The organism is Cellulosimicrobium cellulans (genome assembly GCF_007679345.1).
Lineage (GTDB): Bacteria > Actinomycetota > Actinomycetes > Actinomycetales > Cellulomonadaceae > Cellulomonas > Cellulomonas cellulans_A.
Map to the genome: position 1 here is coordinate 98,432 of NZ_VEGH01000006.1, position 24,170 is coordinate 122,601.

Genomic DNA, 24,170 nt, shown 5'->3' on the forward strand with positions numbered 1-24,170 from the left:
TCATCGCTCTGGTGGATCTTCGCGGTTGGTGGTGATCACGTTCAGCGACCGGCGGCTCGCCGGACCGGTTGACCGCGAGGCGGCGAACACCCCATCAACGACGTCGACCCCACGGGCCGATACACCATCGATGACGTCGTTGGCGATGTGTTCGACTTCCCGGTCCCTGGCGGGGCTCCTCCCGCGTTGCGGCACGACGTGATCCATCGTCGTGCCCGTGCTCGCCGACGTCGTCGCGATCACGGACAGCCCCACCCCGACCGGCCCCAACGATGGGCCCGGTCGGGCGACGGAGAGCGACGAGAGGCCAGGTGTGCGGTGTCGCGGAAGACGGTCCGGCGGACGGTGTCCGCCGTCGGGGTGCTGGCGGTGGCGGGCGTGCTGGCCGCGTGCGGCGGCGGGCGGCCCGGCGCGGCGGCGGTGGTCGACGGCCGTTCGATCCCGACCTCCGACGTCGAGACGGCGACGCAGGAGCTCGGCCCCGTGCTGCAGGGCGTGACGTCCTCCGCGATCCTCGGCGTGCTCGTCCAGGAGCCGACGGTCGCCGCGGCGGCGGCCGACGCGGGCGTGGCGGTCTCCGACGAGCAGGCGGCGGACGCGCTCGACCAGCAGGTGGCGGCCGCGGGCGGCGAGGCCGGCCAGGAGTTCTCCTTCGTGCGAGGACGACGGACCCACGACGTAGGGCTCCAGCACGTGCCGGTCTCGCGACCGTGCTGATGCCGGCCTCGGCTGCAGTGATGCCGACAGCGCGGGGGCGATCTGCAGACCGTGCACCGGACGCGTTGTCGGCTCGTGCCCGTGGTGCTGTACTCAGCGGTGCCGGCATCTGCGAACCGCCCTGCTCCGCTGTCGAACGAGGTCACATGAACCCGACCCTGGCGTGGTCGTTCCGCGTGACCGGGATGGGCCTGGTTCTCCTGTTCGCGCTCAGCCAGGTGGACGAGTCACTGGGCGCGTGGGTGGGATGGACCCTCATCGGTTGCGGCTCTGTCGGGGTCCCGATCGTCGGGTGGGTGCGCTCACGTCGGCGAAGGCGGGCTGAGTCCGCGTTCGAGCGGTGAGCGGGAACGGCGCAGCCAGCACCCCGACCGGCCCCTACGATGGGCCGGGTCGGGCGACGGAGAGCGACGAGAGGCCAGGTGTGCGGTGACGCGGAAGACGGTCCGGCGGACGGTGTCCGCCGTCGGGGTGTTGGCGGTGGCGGGCGTGCTGGCCGCGTGCGGCGGCGGGCGGCCCGGCGCGGCGGCGGTGGTCGACGGCCGTTCGATCCCGACCTCCGACGTCGAGACGGCGACGCAGGAGCTCGGCCCCGTGCTGCAGGGCGTGACGTCCTCCGCGATCCTCGGCGTGCTCGTCCAGGAGCCGACGGTCGCCGCGGCGGCGGCCGACGCGGGCGTGGCGGTCTCCGACGAGCAGGCGGCGGACGCGCTCGACCAGCAGGTGGCGGCCGCGGGCGGCGAGGCCGGCCAGGAGTTCTCCCCGGCGTCGGTGGCGGTCATGCGGTACCTGCTCGAGATCCAGGCGATGCAGAGCGCGGACGACGCCGACACGCTGCTCGCCTCCCTGCAGGAGGACCTCGGGTCGATCGACTTCACGGTCAACCCGCGGTTCGGCAGCGCGGACGAGCTGGGCACCATCGGGACGACGGCCTACCCCTGGATCGTCTCCGCCGACGGCACCGCGGCGACCCCCGCGCCGTGAGAAGGGCCGACCCCGCCGCCGTCGCCGACCCGCTGCGGCGGCTCGTCGCGGTGATGGACCGCCTGCGCTCCCCGGGCGGCTGCCCGTGGGACGCCGAGCAGACCCACGCGTCCCTCGTGCCGTACGTGCTCGAGGAGGCCTACGAGGTCGCGGAGGCGGTCGAGGGCGGGGACCGGGCGCACCTGCGCGAGGAGCTCGGCGACCTGCTGCTGCAGGTGGTGTTCCACGCGCGGATCGCCCAGGAGGACCCGGCCGAGCCGTTCGACGTCGACGACGTCGCGGCCGACCTGGTCGCGAAGCTGGTCCGGCGGCACCCGCACGTGTTCGGCGACGCCCGGGTGGCGGACGCCGACGGCGTGAACCGGCAGTGGGACGCCATCAAGCGCGAGGAGAAGCAGCGCGAGTCGGTGCTCGACGGGGTTCCGCTCGCGATGGGCGCGCTCGCCCGGGCGCAGAAGATCGCCGCGCGGGCGGAGCGCTCCGGGCTGGCGGAGGCCGCGCCCGCACCGGGGGCGACCGGCAGCGGCGCGGCCGACCTCGGCGCCCGGCTGCTCGCGCTCGTCCAGGAGGCCCGCGCCACCGGGCTCGACGCCGAGGGCGAGCTCCGGCGCGCGACCGCGGCCTGGGAGCGGGACCTGCGGGCGGCCGAGCGCGGCTGACCGCGCCCGACCCCGCCCGACCCCGCCCGACCCCGCCCGACCCCGCCCGATCCCGCCCGACCGCGGCGCGCCGGGCCGAAGGTCCGGGCCCCCGGCGAGCCCCGGGCACCAGGATGGGCGAGGCTCGGGGTGCACCCGCGGCCCGGTGCCCCCTGCCGGTGACGGCGGGCGGCACCGCGACACCGGACGAGGAGGGGTCGATGCGGATCGGCGTCCCGAAGGAGGCCCGACCGGGCGAGCGGCTCGTGGCCGCCACGCCCGCCACCGTGGGCCGGCTCGCGAAGCTGGGCTACGAGGTGGTCGTCGAGCACGGCGCCGGCGAGGCCGCGAGCTTCCCCGACGCCGCGTACGCCGAGGCGGGCGCGGCGCTCGGCGCCGCCGCCGAGGTGTGGGCGAGCGACGTGGTGACGACCGTGAACGCCCCGGCCGACGCGCAGGTCGCGGCCCTGACGCCGGGCGCGACGCTGGTGTCGATGCTGGCGCCGGCCGCGCACCCCGAGCGGGTCGCGGCGCTGGCCGCCCGCGGCGTCACCGCCCTGGCCCTCGACGCCGTGCCGCGCGTGTCCCGGGCCCAGGCGCTCGACGTGCTCAGCACGATGTCGAACGTCGCGGGCTACCGCGCGGTCATCGAGGCCGCCGAGGAGTTCGGCGGCATGTTCACCGGCCAGGTCACGGCCGCGGGCAAGACCCCGCCGGCCACCGTGTTCGTCATCGGCGCGGGCGTCGCGGGGCTCGCGGCGATCGGCGCCGCCGGCAGCCTCGGCGCCCAGGTGCGGGCGTACGACGTGCGGCCCGAGGTCGGCGAGCAGATCGAGTCGATGGGCGCGTCGTTCGTGCAGGCCGCCGCGGCCCAGCAGGAGGTGAGCGCCGACGGCTACGCCCGCGCGCTCACCGCCGAGCAGGAGCGGCTGACCGCCGAGATGTACGCCGCGGAGACGGCCAAGGCCGACATCGTCATCACCACGGCCCTGGTCCGCGGCACCGCGCCGCGCACGATCAGCGCCGAGATGGTCGCGGCCATGCGACCCGGCTCGGTGATCGTCGACCTGGCCGCGTCCGGCGGCGGCAACTGCGAGCTCACCGTGCCGGGGGAGAAGGTCGTCACCGCGAACGGCGTGACGATCCTCGGCTACACCGACCTCACCAGCCGGATGGCGCGGCACACCTCGCAGCTGTTCGGCACCAACGTCGTCAACCTGCTCACGCTGCTCACCCCCGGCAAGGACGGGGCGCTGGTCCTCGACCTCGACGACCCGGTGCAGCGCGGCATGGCCGTGACCCGGGCGGGGGAGGTGCTCTGGCCGCCGCCGCCCGTGCAGGTGTCCGCGGCGCCGGCGGCGGAGCCCGCTCCGGCGCCGGCACCGGTCGACCCCGCCGAGCAGGCCCGGCTCGCCCGCGAGGCTGCGCGCCGCCGCGGGCAGCGCCAGATGGCCGGCCTCGCCCTCGGTGCCGTGCTGCTCGCCCTCGCGATCACGTTCTCGCCGGCCGCGTTCGCCGGGCACTTCACGGTGTTCGTGCTCGCGGTGTTCGTCGGCTACTACGTCATCTCGAACGTCAGCCACTCGCTGCACACGCCGCTGATGGCCCAGACCAACGCCATCTCCGGGATCATCCTGGTCGGCGCGCTGCTGCAGATCGGCAGCGAGAGCTGGGTCGTCTCCGCGCTCGCGTTCGCCGCGGCGGCGGTCGCCGCCATCAACATCTTCGGTGGCTTCCTGGTGGCCTACCGGATGATCGGGATGTTCCGGAAGGAGGAGGCCTGAGATGCTCACCTCCGCAGCCCAGGGCGTGTACCTCGTCGCCGCCGTCCTGTTCGTCCTCAGCCTCGCGGGGCTGTCGAAGCAGGAGACCGCCCGCCGCGGCAACCTGCTCGGCATGGTCGGCATGGCGCTCGCGCTGGTCGCCACCGTCCTGCTCAGCGTCGACGTCTCCGAGCGCAGCCCGCTCGTCACCCTGCTGCTCATCGCGCTGGTGCTGATCATCGGCATCGCCGTCGGCACCTGGCGGGCCCGCTCCGTCGAGATGACGCAGATGCCCGAGATGATCGCGATGCTGCACTCGTTCGTCGGCGCCGCGGCCGTCCTGGTGGGGTTCAACTCCTACCTGACCGAGACGCACGCCGACGCGGTGCACCTGGTCGAGGTGTTCCTCGGCGTGCTCATCGGCGCCGTGACGTTCACCGGCTCGATCGTCGCCTACCTCAAGCTGTCGGCGAAGATGTCGTCCGCGCCGCTCACGCTGCCCGGCCGCAACTGGCTGAACCTCGGCGCCCTCGTGGCGTCGGCCGGCGCGCTGGGCTGGTTCCTGGCGTCGCCGTCCCTGGTGCCGCTGCTGCTCATGACCGTCGTCGCGCTCGCGCTCGGCTGGCACCTCGTGGCCGCGATCGGCGGCGGCGACATGCCCGTCGTCGTGTCGATGCTCAACTCGTACTCCGGGTGGGCCGCGGCGGCCGCGGGCTTCATGCTGGACAACGACCTGCTGATCGTCACCGGCGCCCTCGTCGGCTCCTCCGGCGCGATCCTGTCGTACATCATGTGCCGCGCCATGAACCGGTCGTTCGTCAGCGTGATCCTCGGCGGCTTCGGCGCCGAGGGCGGGACCGTCGTCTCGTCGGGCTCGACCGAGGTCGGCGAGCATCGCGAGATCCAGGCCGCCGAGGTCGCCGAGCTGCTCAAGTCCGCGTCCAGCGTCGTCATCACCCCGGGCTACGGCATGGCCGTCGCCAAGGCGCAGTACCCGGTCGCCGACCTGGTCGCGCGGCTCCGCGCCGCGGGCGTCGAGGTCCGGTTCGGCGTGCACCCCGTCGCGGGCCGGCTGCCCGGGCACATGAACGTCCTGCTCGCCGAGGCGAAGGTGCCGTACGACATCGTCCTGGAGATGGACGAGATCAACGACGACCTGGCCTCGACCGACGTCGTCCTGGTCATCGGCGCCAACGACACCGTGAACCCCGCCGCGCTGGACGACCCGGGCTCGCCGATCGCCGGCATGCCCGTCCTCGAGGTGTGGAAGGCCAAGCAGGTGATCGTGTTCAAGCGGTCGATGGCCACCGGGTACGCCGGCGTGCAGAACCCGCTGTTCTTCCGCGAGAACACGGCGATGCTGTTCGGCGACGCGAAGGACCAGGTGGAGCGCATCGTCGCCGCGCTCTGACAGGCGTTCACCGTCCGGTTGCCGAAGGTCCCACCGACGCACCGGACGGCGCGCACTAGGCTGAGGTCGCAAACCGACCCGTTTGACGAAGGAGCACCATGGCCAGCATCGAGGCCGTCGGCGCCCGCGAGATCCTCGACTCGCGCGGCAACCCCACTGTCGAGGTCGAGGTCGCGCTCGACGACGGCACCATCGCCCGGGCCGGTGTGCCCTCGGGTGCCTCGACCGGGGCCTTCGAGGCCGTCGAGCGCCGTGACGGCGACAAGTCGCGCTACCTGGGCAAGGGCGTCGAGGACGCGGTCAACGCGGTCATCGACGAGATCGCCCCGGAGCTCATCGGCTTCGAGGCCACCGAGCAGCGCCTGGTCGACCAGGCCCTCATCGAGCTCGACGGCACCCCGAACAAGGGCAAGCTCGGCGCCAACGCGATCCTCGGCGTCTCGCTCGCCGTCGCGAAGGCCGCGGCCGACTCGGCCGACCTGCCGCTGTTCCGCTACGTCGGCGGCCCGAACGCCCACGTGCTGCCCGTCCCGATGATGAACATCCTCAACGGTGGGTCGCACGCCGACTCCAACGTCGACATCCAGGAGTTCATGGTCGCCCCGATCGGCGCCCCGACCTTCCGCGAGGCCCTGCGCACCGGCGCCGAGGTCTACCACTCCCTGAAGTCCGTGCTGAAGAGCAAGGGCCTGTCGACCGGTCTCGGCGACGAGGGCGGCTTCGCGCCGAACCTCGAGTCGAACCGCGCCGCGCTGGACCTGATCCTCGTCGCGATCGAGAAGGCCGGCTTCGTCCCGGGCAAGGACGTCGCGCTGGCCCTGGACGTCGCCGCCACCGAGTTCTTCAAGGACGGCGCGTACCAGTTCGAGGGCAAGGCGCTCGCGCCGGCCGAGATGATCGCGTTCTACGAGCAGCTCGTGGCGGACTACCCGCTGGTCTCCATCGAGGACCCGCTGTCCGAGGACGAGTGGGGCACCTGGTCCGAGCTCGTCACCAAGGTCGGCGACAAGGTGCAGATCGTCGGCGACGACCTGTTCGTCACCAACCCGGAGCGCCTGGCCAAGGGCATCGAGCTCAAGGCCGCGAACTCCCTGCTGGTCAAGCTGAACCAGATCGGCACCCTGACCGAGACGCTGGACGCCGTCACCCTGGCCCAGCGCAACGGCTTCACCACGATGACCTCGCACCGCTCCGGCGAGACCGAGGACGTCACGATCGCCGACCTGTCCGTCGCGACCAACGCCGGCCAGATCAAGACCGGCGCCCCGGCCCGTGGCGAGCGCATCAACAAGTACAACCAGCTGCTCCGCATCGAGGAGGAGCTGGACGACGCCGGCCGCTACGCCGGCCTGTCGGCCTTCCCCCGCTGGAAGGCCTGAGCCCCCAGGCTCTCGACCGGAGGCCGGTGACCCCGCACGGGGTCGCCGGCCTCCGGCGCGTCCGGGCCCGGGGCGCGAGGTCGGCGTCTCGTCCGCGCGGTCGGCACCCGCCGCGCCCGACCCGGCCGCGGCGCGCGGCCCCCGGCACGCCCCGCGGCTTGTGCGGATCGTGTGCGGGCGCGGACACGGCCGGGCCGCCTGCGCTTCCGGCGCCCGTGCGCGGGGCACAATCGGGACCATGCCCGCCCCTCGTCGTCCCGCCGCGCCCCGCACCGGCGCCGACGACGACGCGACCCGCGACGGCGGGCGGGGCCCAGCCCCCCGCACCCCGGCGCCGAAGAGGGCGGCCCCCCGCACCGCGAGCGTCCCGCGGTCGCCAGCGCCGGCCCCGCGCTCGGGCGGCACCCCGGCGACCCGCTCCGCCGCCGCGTCGCGGTCGGCCTCCGCCCCGGCGACCCGGTCCGGCGCCCCGGCGGCACGGACCCCTGCGGCGCGCACCCCCGCGACCCCGCGCACCGGCACCCCGCAGCAGTCCGTCCCGCGCCCGGCCACCCCGCGGCCCAGCGCCTCCCGTGCCCGGTCCGCCCCGCCGCGCCCGGCGGCCGGCCGGCCCAGCAGCTCCCGGCCCGGCGGCCGCGGCGGCTCGGGCGGCGACCGCCGCGGCGCCCGTTCCGAGACCGTGCAGCAGCGGGTGCCGCGGCTGTTCACCGTCCGGGCGATGGTCATGTTCGTGGTGCTGTCGATCGCGTTCGTCCTGGTGTTCCCGACCCTGCGGCAGTACCTCGACCAGCAGGTCCGCCTCGAGCAGCTGCGCGCCGAGGTCGCCGCGGCCGAGCAGGACAACGAGGACCTGCAGGCGGAGCTCGACCGGTGGTCCGACCCCGCCTACGTCGAGGCCCAGGCGCGCGAGCGGCTGGCGTTCGTCATGCCGGGGGAGCGCGCGCTGCGCGTGGCCGACCCGGAGGTCGTGCCCGACGACACCGCGGCCGACCCGGAGGTCACCTCGCCCGGCACCGTGGAGTCCGACGACCCGACCCGGCCCTGGTACGCCCAGGTGTGGGACTCCGTGCAGGTCGCGGGCGCCGCGGGCACGGGGTCGACCGGCTCGGCGGGCACCGGGACCGACGGGTCCGCGGGCACCGGCACGCCGGGGGAGAATGGGACCGCGCCGGAGGGCACCGGGACCGAGGGGTCCGAGGGGCCGACCGCGCCGACCCCCTGACGCCGACCGCCCCGAGGACCGCACGTGACCGACCTGCCCCGCACCCCGGCGCCCGCGCTGCCCGACCCGGCGGCCGTGCCGCGCGCCCGGCACGACGCCCCCGAGGTCACCGAGGCCGACCTCGTCGTCCTGCGCGAGCAGCTCGGCCGGCCCGCCCGCGGCGTCGTCGGCGTCGCCGCCCGGTGCGCCTGCGGCCGGCCGCTCGTCGTCCGCACCGCCCCCCGGCTCGACGACGGCACCCCGTTCCCGACGACCTACTACCTCACCTGCCCGCCCGCCGTCGGCGCCGTCAGCACCCTCGAGGCCACCGGCCTGATGAAGGAGCTCACCGCCCGCGTGCAGGACGAGCCGGAGCTCGCCGCCGCGTACCGGCGCGCGCACGAGGCCTACCTCGCCGACCGCGCCGAGCTCGGCGACGTGCCGGAGATCGCGGGCATCTCGGCCGGCGGCATGCCGACCCGGGTGAAGTGCCTGCACGTCGTCGTCGGGCACGCGCTCGCCGCCGGGCCGGGCGTGAACCCCGTCGGCGACGACGTGCTGCTGCGGCTGCGCGACGTGTGGCGCCCGGACCGCTGCACCTGCTGACCCCGGGCGCGCGGCCCGCGCCGGGGATGGGATGATCTGTCGCGTGACGCGTGTGGCTGCCATCGACTGCGGGACCAACTCCATCCGGCTCCTGGTGGCCGACGTCGACGCGGAGGCGGGGACCCTCACGGACCTCGACCGCCGCATGGAGGTCGTCCGGCTCGGCCAGGGCGTCGACCGCACCGGCCGGATCGCCCCGGAGGCGATGGCCCGCACGCTCGACGCCACCCGCCGGTACGCGGAGGTCTGCCGCGACCTCGGCGTCGAGGCCGTCCGGTTCGTCGCCACCAGCGCGTCCCGCGACGCCGAGAACCGCGACGAGTTCGTCGCCGGCGTCCGCGAGGCGCTGGGCGTCGAGCCCGAGGTGATCGGCGGCGTCGAGGAGGCCGCGCTGTCCTTCCGCGGCGCGACCGGGGTGCTCGGCGCCACCCACGACGGCCCGTTCCTCGTCGTCGACCTGGGCGGCGGCTCCACCGAGGTGGTGCTCGGCGAGCGAGAGCCCGAGGCCGCGTACTCGATGGACGTCGGCTGCGTCCGGATCACCGAGCGCCACCTGCTGTCCGATCCGCCGACCGCCGAGCAGGTCGCCGCGGCCGAGGCCGACGTGCGGACCGCCCTGGACGTCGCCGCGCAGCACGTCCCGCTCGGGCGAACCGTGACGCTCGTCGGGCTCGCCGGGTCCGTCACCACGATCACCGCCCACGCGCTCGGCCTGCCGGCCTACGACCGGGACGCCATCGACGGCGCCGTCCTCGCGGTCGACGACGTGGTCGCGGCCTGCGACGACCTGCTCGCCCGCGACCACGACGCCCGCGCGGTGCTCGGCTTCATGCACCCCGGCCGGGTCGACGTCATCGGGGCGGGGGCCCTGGTGTGGCGGGCGGTCGTCGAGCGCGTGCGCGCCGAGGTCGAGGCCGCCGGCGGCACGCTGACCGAGGTCGTCACCTCGGAGCACGACATCCTCGACGGCATCGCCTGGAGCGTCGCCGAGCGCGCAGGCTCCGCGACCGCCTGACCCGCGCTCTCCTGCGCCGAGAGAGGACGCGCGCGCCGAGGTAGGACCGTGCGCGGTCCTACCTCGGCGCGGAGGTCCTACCTCGGCGAGCGTCAGCGGCGCGCGTGCGGGCGTGCGGGGGAGCGGGGGGCGGCGGGCGGGGTCCGCGGGGAGGCGGTCCCGACACGCCCGTGCGATCCGGTAGCGAACTTCGCCCGGTACTGCGCAATCTGTACTACCGTGTGTCCTGCGGGAGCCGAGGAGGGTCGGCTCCCGCACCAGACAGCGGGTGCCGCGGCCGACAGGGGGCCGACCGCGGCGCCCGCCCCGCACCGCAGCGGCCGCCGGACCCCGGCCGGCCGCGACAGGAGGCCCGGGTGGACACGACCCAGCTGCTCAAGGGAGTGCTCGACGTCGCGGTGCTCGCCGTCGTCGCCGAGGAGGACGGGTACGGCTACGACGTCGTCCGCCGGCTGCGCGCCGCGGGCCTGGCCGAGGTGGGTGACGCGTCCGTCTACGGCACGCTCCGCCGGCTGTACTCCCAGGGCGCGCTGACGTCCTACGTGGTGCCCAGCGACGAGGGCCCCCACCGCAAGTACTACGGGATCAACGCGCAGGGCCGGGCCATGCTGGCCGCCCAGCGCAAGGACTGGCGCGAGTTCGCGGGGACGATGACCCGCCTGCTCGACGGGGAGGCGGCGGCGTGAACGGCACGAGGGCCCAGGACGAGATCCGCGAGGTGGTCGCCCGGTACGCGGCGGAGGTCCGCCGGCGGCTGGGTGACCTGCCGCCCGACCAGGTGGACGACCTGACCGACGGGCTGGAGGCGGACCTCGCCGACGCGTTGGCCGACGGTCCGCCCCCTGCGGCCGTCGACGGGGACGACGGCCCTGTCGACCTCGGGGTGCGGTTCGGTGCCCCCGAGGCCTACGCCCGCGAGCTGCGCACCGCGGCGGGGCTGCCGGACGAGGCGGCCGCGCCGGCGAAGCCGTGGCCCGAGCGGGTGCAGCGGCTGCGGGCTGCAGCGGGGCGCGTGGGTGCCGCGGTGCGCCGGCAGCCGTGGGCCGAGCCGGTCGCGCGCGCGGCCACCGAGCTGAGGCCGCTGTGGTGGGTCGCCCGCGCGTGGATCGGCTACCAGGCGATCATGTGGCTGCTCATCGAGTGGAGCGCGCTCCTGTGGCAGGTGCGGCCCGAGCGCGACGGAGTCCCGAGCCGCGGGGTGCACTGGATCATGCTGCTCGGCCTGGTCGTCCTCTCGGTCCAGTGGGGCCGGGGGCGCTGGGGTGCCGCGCAGCTGCCGCGGCTGTCCCGCGTGGTCACGGTGGTCGCGCTGGTCCTGCTCGTGCCCGTCGCGTGGTTCACCTCCGAGTCCCGGTTCTACGGGCCCGAGGTGAGCGACGTGCGGTACGTCGAGGTGCCCGCCGCGGACTCGCGGCCGAAGGACGGCGTCTGGGTGGACGGGATGCAGGTGAGCAACCTCTTCGTGTACGACGCGGACGGCGACCCGCTGACGGACGTGCAGGTCTACGACGACCGCGGGCGCCCGGTGCGCACGACGACGGACAACGGGTGGTCGGCGTGGTCCCTGCCGGGGGTCGAGGAGCCCTGGTCGTTCGTGCCCGCGGCGGACGAGGACGGGCGGTCCCGGTGGAACGTGTACCCGCTGCGGGGCGCTCCCTACGAGGACTTCGACTGGTCGAACCCCGCGGGCACGACGGACACGGCGGAGCTCCTGGACGAGGCCCCGCGCACGCCGCCGATGCCGTTCGCGAAGGCCCCGGCCGTCGTGGGCGCCACCCAGGACTCAGGTCCCGGGGAGGTGGCGTCTCCCGCGCCCTCGGCGGCGCCGACTCCGGCTCCCTGACGTCGGGTCGCCTACGGAACCGGGACTTTGTGCCCAGAATCACGTGGTCCCGGTTCGCCTCAGGGAAGTCATGGGACGTACCGTTGGATCCATGTCTGAGTCCACCGTCACGACCCCGGCGCCGCAGTCCGCCACGTCGCGCAAGGTGCCGCGCATCGTCATCCTCGGCGGCGGGTCCGTGGGGCTGTACTCCGCCCGCCGGCTCCGTCGTCGCCTGGGCAACCGGGAGGCCGCGATCGTCGTGGTCGACCCGCGCCCGTACATGACGTACGCGCCGTTCCTGCCCGAGGCCGCCGCCGGCTCCATCGACGCGCGCTACGTCGTCGCGCCGCACCGCCGCGCCCTCAAGGGCATCGACGCGCTCCAGGGCAAGGTCTCCGAGATCAAGCACGCGGAGCGCAAGGTCCAGATCACGCCCGAGGAGGGCGAGCCGTACTGGATCACCTACGACCACCTGATCGTGGGCCTCGGCTCGGTCGCCCGCACGCTGCCCATCCCGGGCCTGGCGGAGCAGGCGATCGGCTTCAAGAACGTCGAGGAGGCCATCGCCGTCCGCAACCACGTCCTGGGCCGGATCGACCGCGCGTCGTCCACCTGGGACCCGGAGCTGCGCAAGCGCATGCTGACCTTCACCTTCGTCGGTGGCGGGTTCGCCGGCGTCGAGGCGATCGCCGAGGTCGAGGACATGGCGCGCGACGCGGTCAAGCAGTACCCGTCGCTCGACGCGGCGGACCTGCGGTTCGTCCTGGTCGAGGGCTCGCGCCGGATCCTGCCCGAGGTCTCCGAGGAGCTCGGCGGCTACACGCTCGAGCAGCTGCGCAAGCGCGGCATCGAGGTCTACCTCTCGACGTTCCTGAACTCCTGCGTCGACGGCCACGTCGTGCTCTCGGACAAGACCGAGTTCGACTCCGAGACCATCGTGTGGACCGCGGGCGTCAAGGCCAACCCGGTCCTGCAGAACTCGGACCTGCCGCTCGACAAGATGGGTCGCGTCACCACGCTCGCGACCCTGCAGATCGTCGACGCCGACGGCCACGTCGTCCCGGACGCGTACGCCGCCGGCGACTGCGCCGCGGTGCCGGACCTGTACAACCCGGGCTCGTTCTGCCCGCCGAACGCCCAGCACGCGATCCGCGAGGCGACCCACCTGGCCGACAACCTGGCCCGGGTGCTGCGCAGCGCGGAGCCGACCGACTACAAGCACAAGAACATCGGTGCGGTCGCGTCCCTCGGCATGTACAAGGGCGTCGCGCAGTTCCTCGGCAAGATCAAGGTCCGCGGCTTCTTCGCGTGGGTCCTGCACCGCTCGTACCACGTCATGGCGATGCCGACGCTGAACCGCAAGATCGCGATCATGTCCGGCTGGACCGCGAACCTGCTGTGGCGCCGCGAGACCGTCGCGCTCGGCTCGATCCACGACCCGCGCGCCGAGTTCCGCGCCGCGTCCGTGCCGCCGAAGCCGAAGCCCGAGGCCGCGCCGGCCGCCGCCCCGGCCAAGGACGAGGACCACGCCGCGGTCCCCGGCGCCGAGGTGAAGCCGTCCGGCACCGGCAAGGCCGACGACACCTCGCCGGCCGACGGCTCGCCCGCCGAGGCGAAGCCGGCCACGAAGGCCTGACGCGCGCCGCACGGCCCGCAGCACCGGAGCCCGTCCACCCCCTCGCGGGGTGGGCGGGCTCCGTCGTGCCGGCGGCCGTGCTGGCAGGATGGGCGCGGCCCCCGTAGCCCAACCGGCAGAGGCAGCCGGCTTAAACCCGGCCCAGTGCGGGTTCGAACCCCGCCGGGGGCACCCGCACCCGCGTGCGGCGCGGCGAAAACCCGGAGACACCGCGCCGTCCCCTCGGGAATCATCGAGCGCGTCTGGGACGTTGGTCCCGACGTGCGCCTCCCTCGGGCGTCCGCCGGCTCGGCCGCGGACCCGCTCGCGCGCACCTCACCGCCGACCCCACCCGCGAGGGAGACCTATGACCACGCACGACGACACCGCCCTGCGCGACCGCGCACCGGGCGCCGGCGCCGGGCCGGCCGCCGCGCCCGCCGCGCCCTCTGCCGAGGCGGCCCCCGCCGGACCGGTGCGGCTCGCGCCGGGGGACCGGACGCTCATCGGCCTGCTGCTCGTCGCCGGCTTCACCGTCATCCTCAACGAGACCGCGATGGGCGTCGCCCTGCCGGTCCTCATGCAGGAGATGGGCGTGACCGCCGCGACGGGCCAGTGGCTGACCACCGGCTTCATGCTCACGATGGCCGTCGTCATCCCGGCGACCGGCTGGATCATGAACCGGTTCCGGCTGCGGCCGATCTTCATCACCGCGATGTCGCTGTTCGTGGCGGGCACCGCGCTCGCCGCCGCGGCGCCGGGCTTCGGCGCGCTGCTCGCGGGCCGCGTCGTCCAGGCGAGCGGCACCGCCGTGATGCTCCCGCTGCTGATGACGACCGCGCTCACCCTGGTCCCGCCGAGCATCCGCGGCCGCACCATGGGCACGATCTCGATCGTCATCTCGGTGGCCCCGGCCATCGGCCCCACGATCTCCGGCCTGGTGCTGTCGCAGCTGTCCTGGCGGTGGATCTTCCTGGTCATGCTGCCGATCGCCGGGATCGCCCTCGCGCTCGGCGCGTGGAAGGTCCGGGACGTCACCGAGCCGTCCGACCACCGGCTGGACGTGCTGTCCCTGGTCATGTCCGCCGTCGGCTTCGGCGCGCTGATCTTCGGCCTGTCCAGCATCGGCGAGTCCGCCGGCGGGCACACCCTCGTCGCGCCGTGGGTCCCGATCGCGGTCGGCGTGCTCGCGCTCGCCGCGTTCGCGCTGCGCCAGATCCGGCTGCAGGGCACGCACGACGGCCCGCTCATGGACCTGCGCGTGTTCACCCGGCGCTCGTACACCGTGTCCGCGCTGGTGCTGATCGTCGGCTTCATGGCGATGTTCGGCGCGCTGATCGTGCTGCCGATCTTCCTGCAGGACGTCCTGGCGCTGGGCACGCTGGAGACCGGCCTGCTGCTGCTCCCGGGCGGCCTGGTCATGGGTGCGCTGTCGCCGCTGGTCGGCCAGCTGTACGACCGGTTCGGCCCGCGGCCGCTGGTCACGCCGGGCGTGCTCGCGCTGAGCACCGCCCTGTGGCTGCTGTCCACCCTGCACCCGGGCACCCCGGCGGGGGCCGTGGTGGCGGTGCACACGCTGCTCAGCATCGGCCTCGCGTTCATGATCACGCCGCTGTTCACCTCGGCGCTCGGCTCGCTGCCGCGCGACCTGTACGGGCACGGCAGCGCGATCGTGAACACCCTGCAGCAGCTCGCCGGCGCCGCCGGCACCGCGCTGTTCATCACCGTGCTGTCGACCACGACGGCCGCGCGGCTCGCGGACGGCGCGGACGCGCTCACCGCCACCGCGGCGGGCGTGCGCGGGGCGTTCCTGTGGGGCGGCGTCGTCGCGCTCGTCGCGCTCGCCGCCTCGCTGCTGGTCCGGCGGCCCCCGGCCGACGCCGACGCCCCGGTGGCGCTGCACTGACAGGTGCGCGCCGGACCACCACTCAACGGTGGTCCGGTGCGCACCTGAGGGGTCGCGCGCAGCCGCCAACCTGTGCGGTGTGCGTCGGCGGGGCAGCCGGCGCGCTGCCGACGAAGGAGCGCGCGATGACGCCGTCCCGACCCCTGCACACCGTCCGCACCGCCGTGGTGGGCCTCGCGCTGCTGGCGCTCGCCGTCACCGGCTGCACCCGCGGTGGTGGTGGTGATGCGTCGTCCGCCGGCCCCTCCACGTGGACGCCGGGGCCGCTCGACGAGTACCTGTCCCGGATCTGGGGGTACTCGCTCGACGACGACCGGTCGAGCGAGGACCTGCAGGCGGAGCACGACCAGAGGGAGCGGCGGGTCGAGGAGCTGGTCGCCGCCTGCATGGCCGAGGAGGGTTTCGACTACACGCCCGCCGACCGGAGCGGCGCCGTCGCCGTCTCGACCGACGACCTGGACGTCGAGTGGGGCAGCCGCGAGTTCGCCGAGCAGTACGGCTACGGGATCAGCACCGACCCCTGGGGGAACGAGGGCCGTGCCGCGGACTCCGGCACCTGGGAGGACCCGAACGAGGAGTACGTCGCCGCCATGTCCGAGGGGGAGGCCGCGGCGTACTGGGAGGCCCTGTGGGGCCCCATGACGGAGCACGACGAGGAGGAGCCCGCGGAGTACGACTGGACCACCGCCGGCTGCTACGGCGCGGCGCAGCATGAGGTGTACGACCGGGGAGAGGTCGCCGACCAGTTCGCCGCCCTCAGCGACGAGGTCGACCGGTTCTGGCAGACGACCCGGGACGACCCGCGGGTCGCCGACCTCGACGCGCGGTGGTCCTCGTGCATGGCGGACGCGGGCTACCCCGGCTTCACCGGCGCCGACGGCGCGCGGGACGACCTCCACACCGAGTGGTGGGACCTGCAGGGCTGGGACGACCCGGAGTACCAGGCGCTCGCCGAGGGCTGGGACTGGGACGCGCAGCCGGACGGCCCGCCGGACCCGGAGGTGGACGAGGCGGCCACCGCCGCGTTCCGGGACAAGGAGATCGCGCAGGCCGTCGCGGACGCCGCGTGCAAGGAGCAGATCGACTACGACGCCGCGTGGGTGCGCATCTACCACGAGCTGCAGGAGGACTTCGTGGAGCGGCACCGCGACGAGCTCGAGGCGTGGGCTGCCGCCGCGGCTGTCGCGCGGGAGGGCTGACGTGGCCGCGGGGCACCACACCTGCCGCGGTGGTCCCGTCCGGCGGGCCCGGTCCGCGGCGGCCTCGTCCGCCCCCCGGGGGACCGGACCGCTCCCCGACGTCCGCCCCGGGGTGGACGTGGGGGTCCCGGCGCCGTCGCTAGCGTCTGCCCCAGTGGACGCGCGACGCCGGACGAACGCGTGCTGATCTCCCGAAACGCCCACGCGGGACGGGTCGTCCACGCCATGCTGGGCACGCGCGTCGGTGGGGCAGCCGACGCGGTCACCGACCGAAGGGCCGCACGATGACCTCCTCCCGACCTCTCCGTCCCGCGGCCGTCGCCGTGCTCGCGGTCCTGGCGCTCGCCGGGTGCTCCGGGGGCGGGGGTGACGGCGGGTCGTCGAAGTCGACCGAGTGGACGCCGGGCCCGCTCGACGAGTACCAGGCCCGCATCTTCGGCTACTCGCTCGACGACGAGCGCACCGACGAGGAGCTGCAGGCCGAGTCCGACCGGCAGAACCGCCGCGTCGAGGAGCTGATCTCCGCGTGCATGGCGGACCAGGGCTTCGACTACACGCCCGCCGAGAACAACGGCGGCGTGGTGATGAGCTCCGACGACGACCTCGACGTCGAGTGGGGCACCCGCGAGTTCGCCGAGCAGTACGGCTACGCGATCAGCACCGACCCGTGGGGCGACATGGACACCGGCGAGAGCACCGAGTGGGTCGACCCCAACGCCGAGTACGTCGAGGCCATGTCCGAGAGCGAGGCCGCCGCCTGGTCCGAGGCGCTGTACGGGCCGCCGATCGAGGGAGACGGCGAGGAGGCGCAGGAGTACGACTGGACCACCGCCGGCTGCTCCGGCGCGGCCCAGCACGAGGTCTACGAGGGCGGTGCCGCGACCGACGAGTTCTCCGGCCTGCAGGACGAGCTCAACCGGTTCTACGAGACCGTCCAGGCGGACCCGCGGGTCGCCGAGCTCGACAACTCCTGGGCCTCCTGCATGGCCGACGAGGGCTTCGACTCGCTGACGGACGCGTCCACCGCGACGGAGGCGCTCTACACGGAGTGGAACGGCCTCCAGGGCTGGGAGGACCCCGAGTACCAGGCGCAGATGGAGTCCTGGGACTGGGAGGCGCAGCCGGACGGCCCGCCGGCCCCCGAGGTCGACGAGGCCGCGGTGAAGGCGTTCACCGAGAAGGAGATCAACCAGGCCGTCGCCGACTTCGACTGCCAGGAGAAGGTGGACTACATCGCCGAGCGCATGCGGATCGACCACGAGCTGCAGCAGGAGTTCGTGGACCAGCACGGCGACGAGCTCGAGGCCTGGGCCACCGCCGCGACCGCCGCGCGGGAGGGCTGACGTGGCCGCTGGGCACGACGTCGTCCCGTCCGACCCCGACGGCCCCGTGGGGCCTGCCGGGCCCGCTGCCGGGGACGCCCCCGAGGCCGGTCGCCGGTCCTGGCGCACGGGCAACCGCACGCTCGTCGTGCTGGCGGGCGTCGCGGCGGTCAGCCTGGTCGCCGGTCTCGGGCTGTCCCGCCTGGTGCTGAACCCGGCGGAGGCGGCCGCCCGGACCGCGCCCCCCGAGGCCGGGCCGATCACGGTGCCGGTGGAGAGCCGCGAGCTGAGCAACGACGTCACCGTGCGCGGCGACGTCGTGTTCGACGACGCCGTCGACCTGCGGGTGGAGACCGCCGACCTCGGCGAGCGCGCGGTCGTCACCGGCCAGGTGCCGGAGGTCGGCGCGACGCTCGACGCGGGCTCCGTGGCCCTCGAGGTCGCCGGCCGCCCCGTCCTCGTGCTGCCCGGCGGCCTGCCCACCTACCGCACGCTCAGCCTCGGCGTCTCCGGGCCCGACGTGCTGCAGCTCAAGGCGGCGCTCGGCGCCCTCGGGATCGGCGCCGGCGACGCGACCTCGGACGCGTACGACCGGGCGACCGCCCAGGGCGTCGCCGAGCTCTACCGGCGCGCCGGGTACCCGGCGCCGTCGCCGTCCGACGAGGCCGCCCAGGCCGTGACCGACGCCGAGCGGGCCGTGCGGTCCGCGCAGGCCGAGGTGAGCGCGGCCGAGGGCGCCCTGGCGTCCGCCGGCGGCGGGTCCGGCGGAGCAGCGGTCGCCCAGGGGGACGCCGACATCCGCTCGGCCGAGCGGGCCGTCGCCGCCGCGCAGATCGCACTCGACGCTTGCCTGACTGCTCCTGAGCCCGAGTGCGGTCCCGCCATGAGGGTCGGCCTCCAGAACGACGTCGACAACGCCCGTGACCAGGTCGGCGTCGCCCAGGCCGCGCGCGCCGAGCTCGACGCCGCCCCGAACACCTCGGGCGAGCGCGCGGCGCTGACCGCCGCCCGCGACGGCCTCGCCGACGCCCGCGAGGCGCTCGCGGACGCGCAGGACGCCACCGTCGTGGCCCTGCCCGCCAGCGAGGTCGTGTTCCTCGAGACCCTGCCCCGCCGGGTGGACGCCGTGTCCGTGCGGCGCGGCGGCACCGTCGAGGGCTCGGTCATGAGCGTGTCCGGCGCGACCCTGCAGGTCGTCGCGACCGCCGCCCGCGCCGACGCGGCCCTGCTCACCGTCGGCGCGACGGGCACCGCGGTGCTCGACGGCCAGGAGTTCCCCGTGACCATCAGCGCCATCGAGGCGGCCGGCGCGTCCGGCGGCTCCGGCGGCGGCTCCGGCGGCGACGCGGGCGACGGCGGGTCCGGCGGCGGCTCGGGCGGCGACGCCGGCGCGGGGCGGTCCACGATCACCCTGCTGCCCGGCGAGCTCACCCCCGAGCAGGTCGCCGCGCTCCAGGGGAGCAACGTGCGGGTCAGCATCCCGGTGTCGTCCACCGGCGGGGCGGTCCTCGCCGTGCCGCTGGCCGCGCTCACGGCCGGCCCGGGCGGGGAGTCGCGCGTCGAGGTCATGGGCGACGACGACACCACCGCGCTCGTCGAGGTCGAGACCGGCCTCGCCGCCGGCGGCTACGTCGAGGTCACCGGCGCGGGCGGAGCGACGCTCTCCGAGGGCGACCTCGTCGTCATCGGGCAGTCCGGCGGCGCGACCGACGCCGCGACCGGGGAGCCGGACGAGGACGCCGAGGCGTGACGGCCCTGGACCTGCTCGCGGGCGAGGACGCGGACGTCCGCGGCGAGGGCGACGGCGGGGGCGGGATCCCGCCCGTCGTCGAGCTGCGCGGCGTCGCCCGGGAGTTCCCCGGCGACCCGCCCGTGGTCGCCCTGCGCCCGAGCGACCTGCGCGTCGAGCGCGGGGACTACCTGTCCGTCGTCGGGCCGTCCGGCTCCGGCAAGTCGACGCTGCTGCACCTGCTCGGGCTGCTCGACCGGCCGACGTCGGGGGAGTACCTGCTCGACGGGGAGCCGACGTCCGAGGCCACCGAGGCCCGGCGCACCGCGCTGCGCGGCGGCCGGATCGGCTTCGTCTTCCAGCAGTTCCACCTGCTGCCGCACCGGACGGTGCTCGACAACGTCCTGCTCGCCACGCTGTACAGCGGCGTCCCGCGGGCCGAGCGGCGTGCCCGGGCCCTCGCGGCCCTCGACCGCGTGCACCTGGGCCACCGCCTGACGTTCCTGCCCACCACGCTGTCGGGCGGCGAGCGGCAGCGCGTCGCCGTCGCCCGCGCCGTCGTCGCGTCGCCCGGCGTCCTGCTCGCGGACGAGCCGACCGGCAACCTGGACACGCACAACTCCGCGGAGGTGCTCGACCTGTTCGACGAGCTGCACGGCGACGGGCTCACGCTCGTGGTCATCACGCACGACGACGTCGTCTCCGCCCGCGCCCGGCGCCGGGTCCGGATCGCCGACGGCCGGCTGACGGAGCTCGCGTGACCGCCCCCGCGCTGACCGCGCCGCGCGGCAGCACGCCCCGCGGCGACCGGTTCGGCCTCCGCGACCTGGTCCGGGAGTCCGCCGCCGGCATCGACGCCCGGCCCGGCCGGCTGTTCCTCACCATCCTCGGCACCGTCCTGGGCATCGCCTCGGTCGTCGTGACGGTCGGTCTCGCGCAGACCGCCGCCGGCCAGATCGCCCGCCGGTTCGACGCCGTCGCGGCCACGCAGGCCATGGCGACCGCGAGCACCACCCGCGGCGCCGACGGGAACCAGCGCGCCACCGCGCCGCTGCCGTGGGACGCCGCCGAGCGCGCCGAGCGGCTCGCGGGCGTCGAGGCGGCGGGGCTCGTCGCCCCGGTCGACGTCGACGGCGCCGCCGTCACCGCCGTCCCGGTCAACGACCCGTCCGCGCCCGCCACCACCTCCGTCGCCGTGCTGGCCGGCACCGGCGACCTGCTCGACGCCGTCCGCGGCGAGGTCGTGACGGGCCGCTCCTTCGACGCGGGGCACGACGCCCGCGCCGACCGCGTGGTCGTCCTCGGCGTCCGCGCGGCCGACCGGCTCGGCGTGTCCCGGGTCGACCGGCAGCCGTCCGTGTTCATCGGCGACCGCTCGTACACGGTGATCGGCATCGTCGACGGGATGCAGCGCCGGACCGACCTGCGCGACGCCGTCGTGCTGCCCGTCGGCACCGCCCGGGCCGACTTCGGCCTCGCGGCGCCGGAGGAGCTGCACCTGCGCATCGCGGTCGGTGCGGGGCCGGTCGTGGGGGAGCAGCTGCCGATCGCGCTGTCGCCCAACTCCCCCGAGACGGTGACGGTGCAGGTGCCCGGCGGCTCGGGCGGGGTCCGCGCGGACGTGCAGGCCGACATCAGCACGATCTTCCTGGCCCTCGGCGGCGTCGCCCTGCTGATCGGCGGCCTGGGCATCGCCAACGTGACCCTGCTGTCCGTCATGGAGCGGACGGGGGAGATCGGCCTGCGCAGGGCCCTCGGCGCGCGCCGCCGGGACATCGCGGCGCAGTTCATGCTCGAGTCCGCGACGGTCGGTCTGCTCGGCGGCATGGTCGGAGCGTCGCTCGGCGTCGCCGTCGTCGTCGCGGTCTCCGCCGCGCAGTCCTGGACGCCGATCCTGCACCTGGGCGTCGTCCTGGTCGCCGCCGCGGGCGGCGCGGTGGTCGGCCTGCTCGCGGGCGTCTACCCGGCGCTCAAGGCCGCGCGGGTCGAACCCATCGCGGCGCTGCGCGGAGGCGTGTGACGCCCGGGGCGGCTCAGCGGTACGCGTCCCAGGCGGGCGAGGGGTAGAGCACGCGCTCGAACTTCGCCCACTCGGTGACCAGGTCGACCGCGGGGAGCCGGAACGAGCGGATCTGCAGCCCGTCCATCGCCTCGATCGTCATCTCGACCAGGTCCCGCAGCCCGTCGAACGGTCCCACCTGCGGCGGCAGCCGCCAGGTGAAACCGCGGTAGAACCCCCAGACCTGGTCGGGCCGGTCGAGGAAGTACCGGTGCGCCGGGTGCTCGGGCGACGACGCCTCCACGCCCAGCACGGTGTAGAGCCGGAGCAGCTCCGGGCGCGCCGCGTTGAAGGAGACGAGGAACCGGAAGTACCCCGGCAGCGAGATCCCGTCCGGGTGCGTCGCGGCGGGGTCGCCCGTGGCGACGTAGTCGTCCGGGGTGCCGCGCCGGTCGTACAGCTGCGAGACGACCAGCTCCAGCAGGCCCTCCTTGGACCCGACGTGGTGCAGGAGGCCCGCCTGGGTCAGGCCGACCTCCTGCGCCACGTCGGCGAGCGCCATGCCGGTGAACCCGTGCCGCGCGATGAGGCGGGTCGCGGCCTCGAGGATCTGCGCCTGGCGCTGCTCCGGGGTCAGGCGCACCCGGCGGCGCACGGCCGGCGGGTCCTGGTGCTGCGTCGTCACGTCTCCTGCTTCCTCCGGGCCGGCCCACCGCGGGCGGGGCCACGACGCAGACTAGCCGCGCCGCGCCCCCGCCCGGGCGGTCAGGACTCCAGGACGACCAGGTCCCACGCCCCGATCGTGAGCGCGTCGCCCGCGGTGACGGCCGCGCCGTCCGCCAGCACCGAGCGACCGGCCACCGGCGCCGCGACCGTCACCGGGTCCGCCGAGTAGTTCAGCAGGTAGGTGACGGCGTTGCCCGCGGCGTTGGTGCCGCGGCGCACCGAGACGGTGCCCGCCAGGTCCTGCGCCCAGTCCGCGATCCCCGCGTCGCGCACCGCGAGCCCGAGCGCCGCACGCAGCAGCTCCGGCGACGTCATGGTGCCGAGGTGCAGCGACTGCCCGTCGCCCACCCGGTTCCGGGTGATCGCCGCGTACCCGCCCCAGGCGGGGTGGTCGTACGACGCGAGCACCTCCGCGCCCTGCGGGTGCAGCAGCTCGAGGAACGCCTGCGCCCCGGCCGCGGCCCCCTCGGCGGCGCCCGGGACCGCGGCGAGGTCGCCGTGCAGCGCCAGCCCGACGCCGTCGCCGGGCACCGTGTACTGGTTGTAGGTCACGCCGGTGACCCCGGTCAGCCCGTGCGGCGCGGTGTCGTGCCAGACCTTCACGTACTCGTCCGCCACCGCGGTGCGGAACGTCGTCACCAGGTGGCCGCCGCCGCGCACGTACGCGTCGAGCCGGTCGACGGTCGCCTGCGGGGCCGCGTACAGCACCGGCGCCACGACCAGGTCGTACCGGGCCAGGTCCTCGTCGTCGACCGACACGAAGTCGACCTCGACGTTCAGGTCGAACAGCGCGTCGTACACCCAGCGCAGCACGTCGTTGTAGCCGATCGACGAGCCGAACACCCCGTCGATGAAGCCGACCTCGATCGTGAACCACTGCAGCGCGGTCAGCGCCTCGTTGCTGACCATGATCGCCGCGCGGTTGTGCTTGCGCAGGTGGATGAGGGACGAGCCGACCCGCCGGGCCTCGCGGCCGAACACGCCGGCCTCCTCGTACGTCGGGTTGGACTGCAGGTCGTGCGAGAGCAGCCCGCGCCAGTACGTCTCGAAGGAGTTGTGGATCGAGTGCCAGTGCCAGTACATGAGGCCGTCGGCGCCGCTCGCCAGGTGGCTGTACGCCTGCAGCCGCAGCTGGCCGGGGTAGGGGAGCCAGCCGAGCTGGCCCTGCGCCTGCGTCTCCAGCACCAGGTAGTTCGCGCCGCCCTTGATCGAGCGGGTCATGTCGCCGCCGAACGCGATCTCCTTGCCGGTCAGCCGCGACTGCGTCGGGTGGTAGATGTCCACGCCCGCGACGTCGACCGTCGGCGCGGCGCGGAAGTGGTCCACCGCGGGCTGCAGCCCGTACGACCAGCCGGGCGTCCAGTCGAAGTCGAAGTTCTGCGTGACGAACTGGTCCTCGCGGGCGTACTCGCGCACGATCGCGGCCTGCCAGCCCAGGAACTCCTCGACCAGGCGGCGGCGGAACTTGTCGAACTCCGCGCCCAGCGAGCCGTTGATCGTCCCGCGCACGTCCGGGAAGTCCTCCCACGCGTCCACCCGGTTCGACCAGTAGTCCAGGCCGAAGCGGGCGTTCAGCGCGGCCAGATCACCGTCGAACTCCTCGCGCAGGTACTTCACGAACCGGCGCTGCACCGCGGGGCCGGCGGTGTCGTGGTACTTGGTCTCGTTGTCGATCTGGAACCCGATCACGCCGCGGCGGGGCGCGGTGTGCCGCATGAGCTCCCGGATGACCCGCTCGGCGTGGAACAGGTACGTCGGGTTGGTGATGTCCATGATCTGGCGGGCGCCGTACCGGCCCTCGCCGGCCCGGGTCGTCGCCAGCACGGCCGGGTGCGACTGCACCAGCCACGCCGGCACCGCGTAGGTCGGCGTCCCGACGATCACGTGGATCCCGGCCGCCTCGAACGCGTCCAGGGCGCGGTCGACGTGCGTGAAGTCGAAGACCCCCGGCTGCGGCTCGAGCGTGCTCCACGTCGACTCGGCGATCCGGACGACCGTGATGCCGGCCGCCTTCATCATCGCGACGTCCGTCTCGATCCGGTCCGTCGGCATGTACTCGTCGTAGTACGCCGCACCGAACAGGAGCTCGTCCACCGGTTCACCCTTCGTCGCGCGATGCCGGGTGCCCGCGCGCG

At 74.9% G+C, this 24,170-nt stretch carries 22 protein-coding genes and 1 tRNA gene; 20 read left to right on the forward strand and 3 right to left on the reverse strand.

Annotated elements, in window-relative coordinates:
* A complete protein-coding gene (locus FS882_RS09635) occupies positions 1 to 243 on the reverse strand; it encodes a hypothetical protein (protein WP_158372856.1) in 243 nt (80 codons plus the stop codon).
* Positions 244 to 318: 75 nt separating this feature from the next.
* Here FS882_RS09635 and FS882_RS20975 point away from each other — a divergent pair, with 75 nt between their 5' ends.
* From FS882_RS20975 to FS882_RS09730, 20 genes are all read left to right on the forward strand, one after another.
* Positions 319 to 717 carry a hypothetical protein gene (locus FS882_RS20975; RefSeq protein WP_187365244.1) on the forward strand — a complete coding sequence of 133 codons (399 nt, stop codon included), beginning with the start codon at positions 319 to 321 and terminating at the stop codon, positions 715 to 717.
* A 146-nt stretch (positions 718 to 863) separates the two neighbouring features.
* Positions 864 to 1,061 carry a hypothetical protein gene (locus tag FS882_RS20980; RefSeq protein WP_187365245.1) on the forward strand — a complete coding sequence of 66 codons (198 nt, stop codon included), beginning with the start codon at positions 864 to 866 and terminating at the stop codon, positions 1,059 to 1,061.
* 85 nt (positions 1,062 to 1,146) lie between these two features.
* Entirely contained in the window at positions 1,147 to 1,701 is a 555-nt protein-coding gene (locus tag FS882_RS09645) for a hypothetical protein (protein WP_158372858.1), read from the forward strand.
* Positions 1,698 to 2,360 carry a YabN family protein gene (locus FS882_RS09650; RefSeq protein ID WP_262348185.1) on the forward strand — a complete coding sequence of 221 codons (663 nt, stop codon included), beginning with the start codon at positions 1,698 to 1,700 and terminating at the stop codon, positions 2,358 to 2,360. Before FS882_RS09645 ends, FS882_RS09650 begins: the two co-directional genes overlap by 4 nt.
* Positions 2,361 to 2,560: 200 nt before the next feature.
* On the forward strand, positions 2,561 to 4,123 hold the full coding sequence (locus tag FS882_RS09655) for a Re/Si-specific NAD(P)(+) transhydrogenase subunit alpha (RefSeq protein WP_158372859.1): 1,563 nt from the start codon (positions 2,561 to 2,563) through the stop codon (positions 4,121 to 4,123).
* Position 4,124: 1 nt separating this feature from the next.
* Positions 4,125 to 5,513, forward strand: coding sequence for a Re/Si-specific NAD(P)(+) transhydrogenase subunit beta (pntB, locus tag FS882_RS09660; RefSeq protein ID WP_158372860.1), 1,389 nt, complete (start codon positions 4,125 to 4,127; stop codon positions 5,511 to 5,513).
* 98 nt (positions 5,514 to 5,611) lie between these two features.
* Positions 5,612 to 6,892, forward strand: coding sequence for a phosphopyruvate hydratase (gene eno / locus FS882_RS09665; RefSeq protein WP_147795774.1), 1,281 nt, complete (start codon positions 5,612 to 5,614; stop codon positions 6,890 to 6,892).
* Between the two features lie 691 nt (positions 6,893 to 7,583).
* Positions 7,584 to 8,114: an FtsB family cell division protein gene (locus FS882_RS09670; protein WP_262348186.1), complete on the forward strand. Its 531-nt coding sequence runs from the start codon at positions 7,584 to 7,586 to the stop codon at positions 8,112 to 8,114.
* A 57-nt stretch (positions 8,115 to 8,171) separates the two neighbouring features.
* The gene (locus FS882_RS09675; protein WP_410053272.1) at positions 8,172 to 8,699 is read left to right on the forward strand and encodes a DUF501 domain-containing protein; all 528 of its coding nucleotides are present in this window, start codon (positions 8,172 to 8,174) and stop codon (positions 8,697 to 8,699) included.
* Positions 8,700 to 8,742: 43 nt separating this feature from the next.
* Entirely contained in the window at positions 8,743 to 9,714 is a 972-nt protein-coding gene (locus tag FS882_RS09680; protein ID WP_158372861.1) for a Ppx/GppA phosphatase family protein, read from the forward strand.
* Between the two features lie 356 nt (positions 9,715 to 10,070).
* Positions 10,071 to 10,400: a PadR family transcriptional regulator gene (locus tag FS882_RS09685; RefSeq protein WP_158372862.1), complete on the forward strand. Its 330-nt coding sequence runs from the start codon at positions 10,071 to 10,073 to the stop codon at positions 10,398 to 10,400.
* A complete protein-coding gene (locus FS882_RS09690; RefSeq protein ID WP_158372863.1) occupies positions 10,397 to 11,557 on the forward strand; it encodes an HAAS signaling domain-containing protein in 1,161 nt (386 codons plus the stop codon). The genes FS882_RS09685 and FS882_RS09690 overlap by 4 nt, the downstream gene beginning before the upstream one ends.
* Before the next feature lie 91 nt (positions 11,558 to 11,648).
* Positions 11,649 to 13,175: an NAD(P)/FAD-dependent oxidoreductase gene (locus FS882_RS09695; RefSeq protein WP_158372864.1), complete on the forward strand. Its 1,527-nt coding sequence runs from the start codon at positions 11,649 to 11,651 to the stop codon at positions 13,173 to 13,175.
* Between the two features lie 97 nt (positions 13,176 to 13,272).
* Positions 13,273 to 13,346 (forward strand) — tRNA-Leu (locus tag FS882_RS09700).
* A 175-nt stretch (positions 13,347 to 13,521) separates the two neighbouring features.
* Complete coding sequence (locus FS882_RS09705; RefSeq protein ID WP_158372865.1) at positions 13,522 to 15,060, forward strand: DHA2 family efflux MFS transporter permease subunit; 1,539 nt, start codon at positions 13,522 to 13,524, stop codon at positions 15,058 to 15,060.
* Positions 15,061 to 15,185: 125 nt separating this feature from the next.
* Complete coding sequence (locus FS882_RS09710) at positions 15,186 to 16,259, forward strand: hypothetical protein (protein WP_158372866.1); 1,074 nt, start codon at positions 15,186 to 15,188, stop codon at positions 16,257 to 16,259.
* A 284-nt stretch (positions 16,260 to 16,543) separates the two neighbouring features.
* Positions 16,544 to 17,602 (forward strand): hypothetical protein, encoded by a 1,059-nt coding sequence (locus FS882_RS09715; protein ID WP_158372867.1) that lies wholly within the window; start codon positions 16,544 to 16,546, stop codon positions 17,600 to 17,602.
* Between the two features lies 1 nt (position 17,603).
* Positions 17,604 to 19,331, forward strand: coding sequence for a hypothetical protein (locus tag FS882_RS09720; protein ID WP_262348187.1), 1,728 nt, complete (start codon positions 17,604 to 17,606; stop codon positions 19,329 to 19,331).
* Positions 19,328 to 20,071 (forward strand): ATP-binding cassette domain-containing protein, encoded by a 744-nt coding sequence (locus FS882_RS09725; RefSeq protein WP_158372868.1) that lies wholly within the window; start codon positions 19,328 to 19,330, stop codon positions 20,069 to 20,071. The genes FS882_RS09720 and FS882_RS09725 overlap by 4 nt, the downstream gene beginning before the upstream one ends.
* Positions 20,068 to 21,330, forward strand: a complete 1,263-nt coding sequence (locus FS882_RS09730) for an ABC transporter permease (RefSeq protein WP_262348188.1) — start codon at positions 20,068 to 20,070, stop codon at positions 21,328 to 21,330. The genes FS882_RS09725 and FS882_RS09730 overlap by 4 nt, the downstream gene beginning before the upstream one ends.
* Positions 21,331 to 21,343: 13 nt before the next feature.
* On the opposite strand, the gene FS882_RS09735 is transcribed toward FS882_RS09730, so the two are convergent.
* Together FS882_RS09735 and FS882_RS09740 are read right to left on the reverse strand one after the other, a co-directional pair.
* The gene (locus FS882_RS09735) at positions 21,344 to 21,994 is read right to left on the reverse strand and encodes a TetR/AcrR family transcriptional regulator (protein ID WP_262348189.1); all 651 of its coding nucleotides are present in this window, start codon (positions 21,992 to 21,994) and stop codon (positions 21,344 to 21,346) included.
* An 80-nt stretch (positions 21,995 to 22,074) separates the two neighbouring features.
* On the reverse strand, positions 22,075 to 24,129 hold the full coding sequence (locus tag FS882_RS09740) for a beta-galactosidase (RefSeq protein WP_262348190.1): 2,055 nt from the start codon (positions 24,127 to 24,129) through the stop codon (positions 22,075 to 22,077).
* Positions 24,130 to 24,170: the final 41 nt, after the last annotated feature.

Excerpts from the sequence above, each read along its gene's own strand:
- FS882_RS20980 (WP_187365245.1), top strand. The coding sequence starts at position 864 with ATGAACCCGACCCTGGCGTGGTCGTTCCGCGTGACCGGGATGGGCCTG.
- FS882_RS09655 (WP_158372859.1), top strand. The coding sequence starts at position 2,561 with ATGCGGATCGGCGTCCCGAAGGAGGCCCGACCGGGCGAGCGGCTCGTG.
- pntB (WP_158372860.1), top strand. The coding sequence starts at position 4,125 with ATGCTCACCTCCGCAGCCCAGGGCGTGTACCTCGTCGCCGCCGTCCTG.
- eno (WP_147795774.1), top strand. The coding sequence starts at position 5,612 with ATGGCCAGCATCGAGGCCGTCGGCGCCCGCGAGATCCTCGACTCGCGC.
- FS882_RS09695 (WP_158372864.1), top strand. The coding sequence starts at position 11,649 with ATGTCTGAGTCCACCGTCACGACCCCGGCGCCGCAGTCCGCCACGTCG.
- FS882_RS09705 (WP_158372865.1), top strand. The coding sequence starts at position 13,522 with ATGACCACGCACGACGACACCGCCCTGCGCGACCGCGCACCGGGCGCC.
- FS882_RS09710 (WP_158372866.1), top strand. The coding sequence starts at position 15,186 with ATGACGCCGTCCCGACCCCTGCACACCGTCCGCACCGCCGTGGTGGGC.
- FS882_RS09715 (WP_158372867.1), top strand. The coding sequence starts at position 16,544 with ATGACCTCCTCCCGACCTCTCCGTCCCGCGGCCGTCGCCGTGCTCGCG.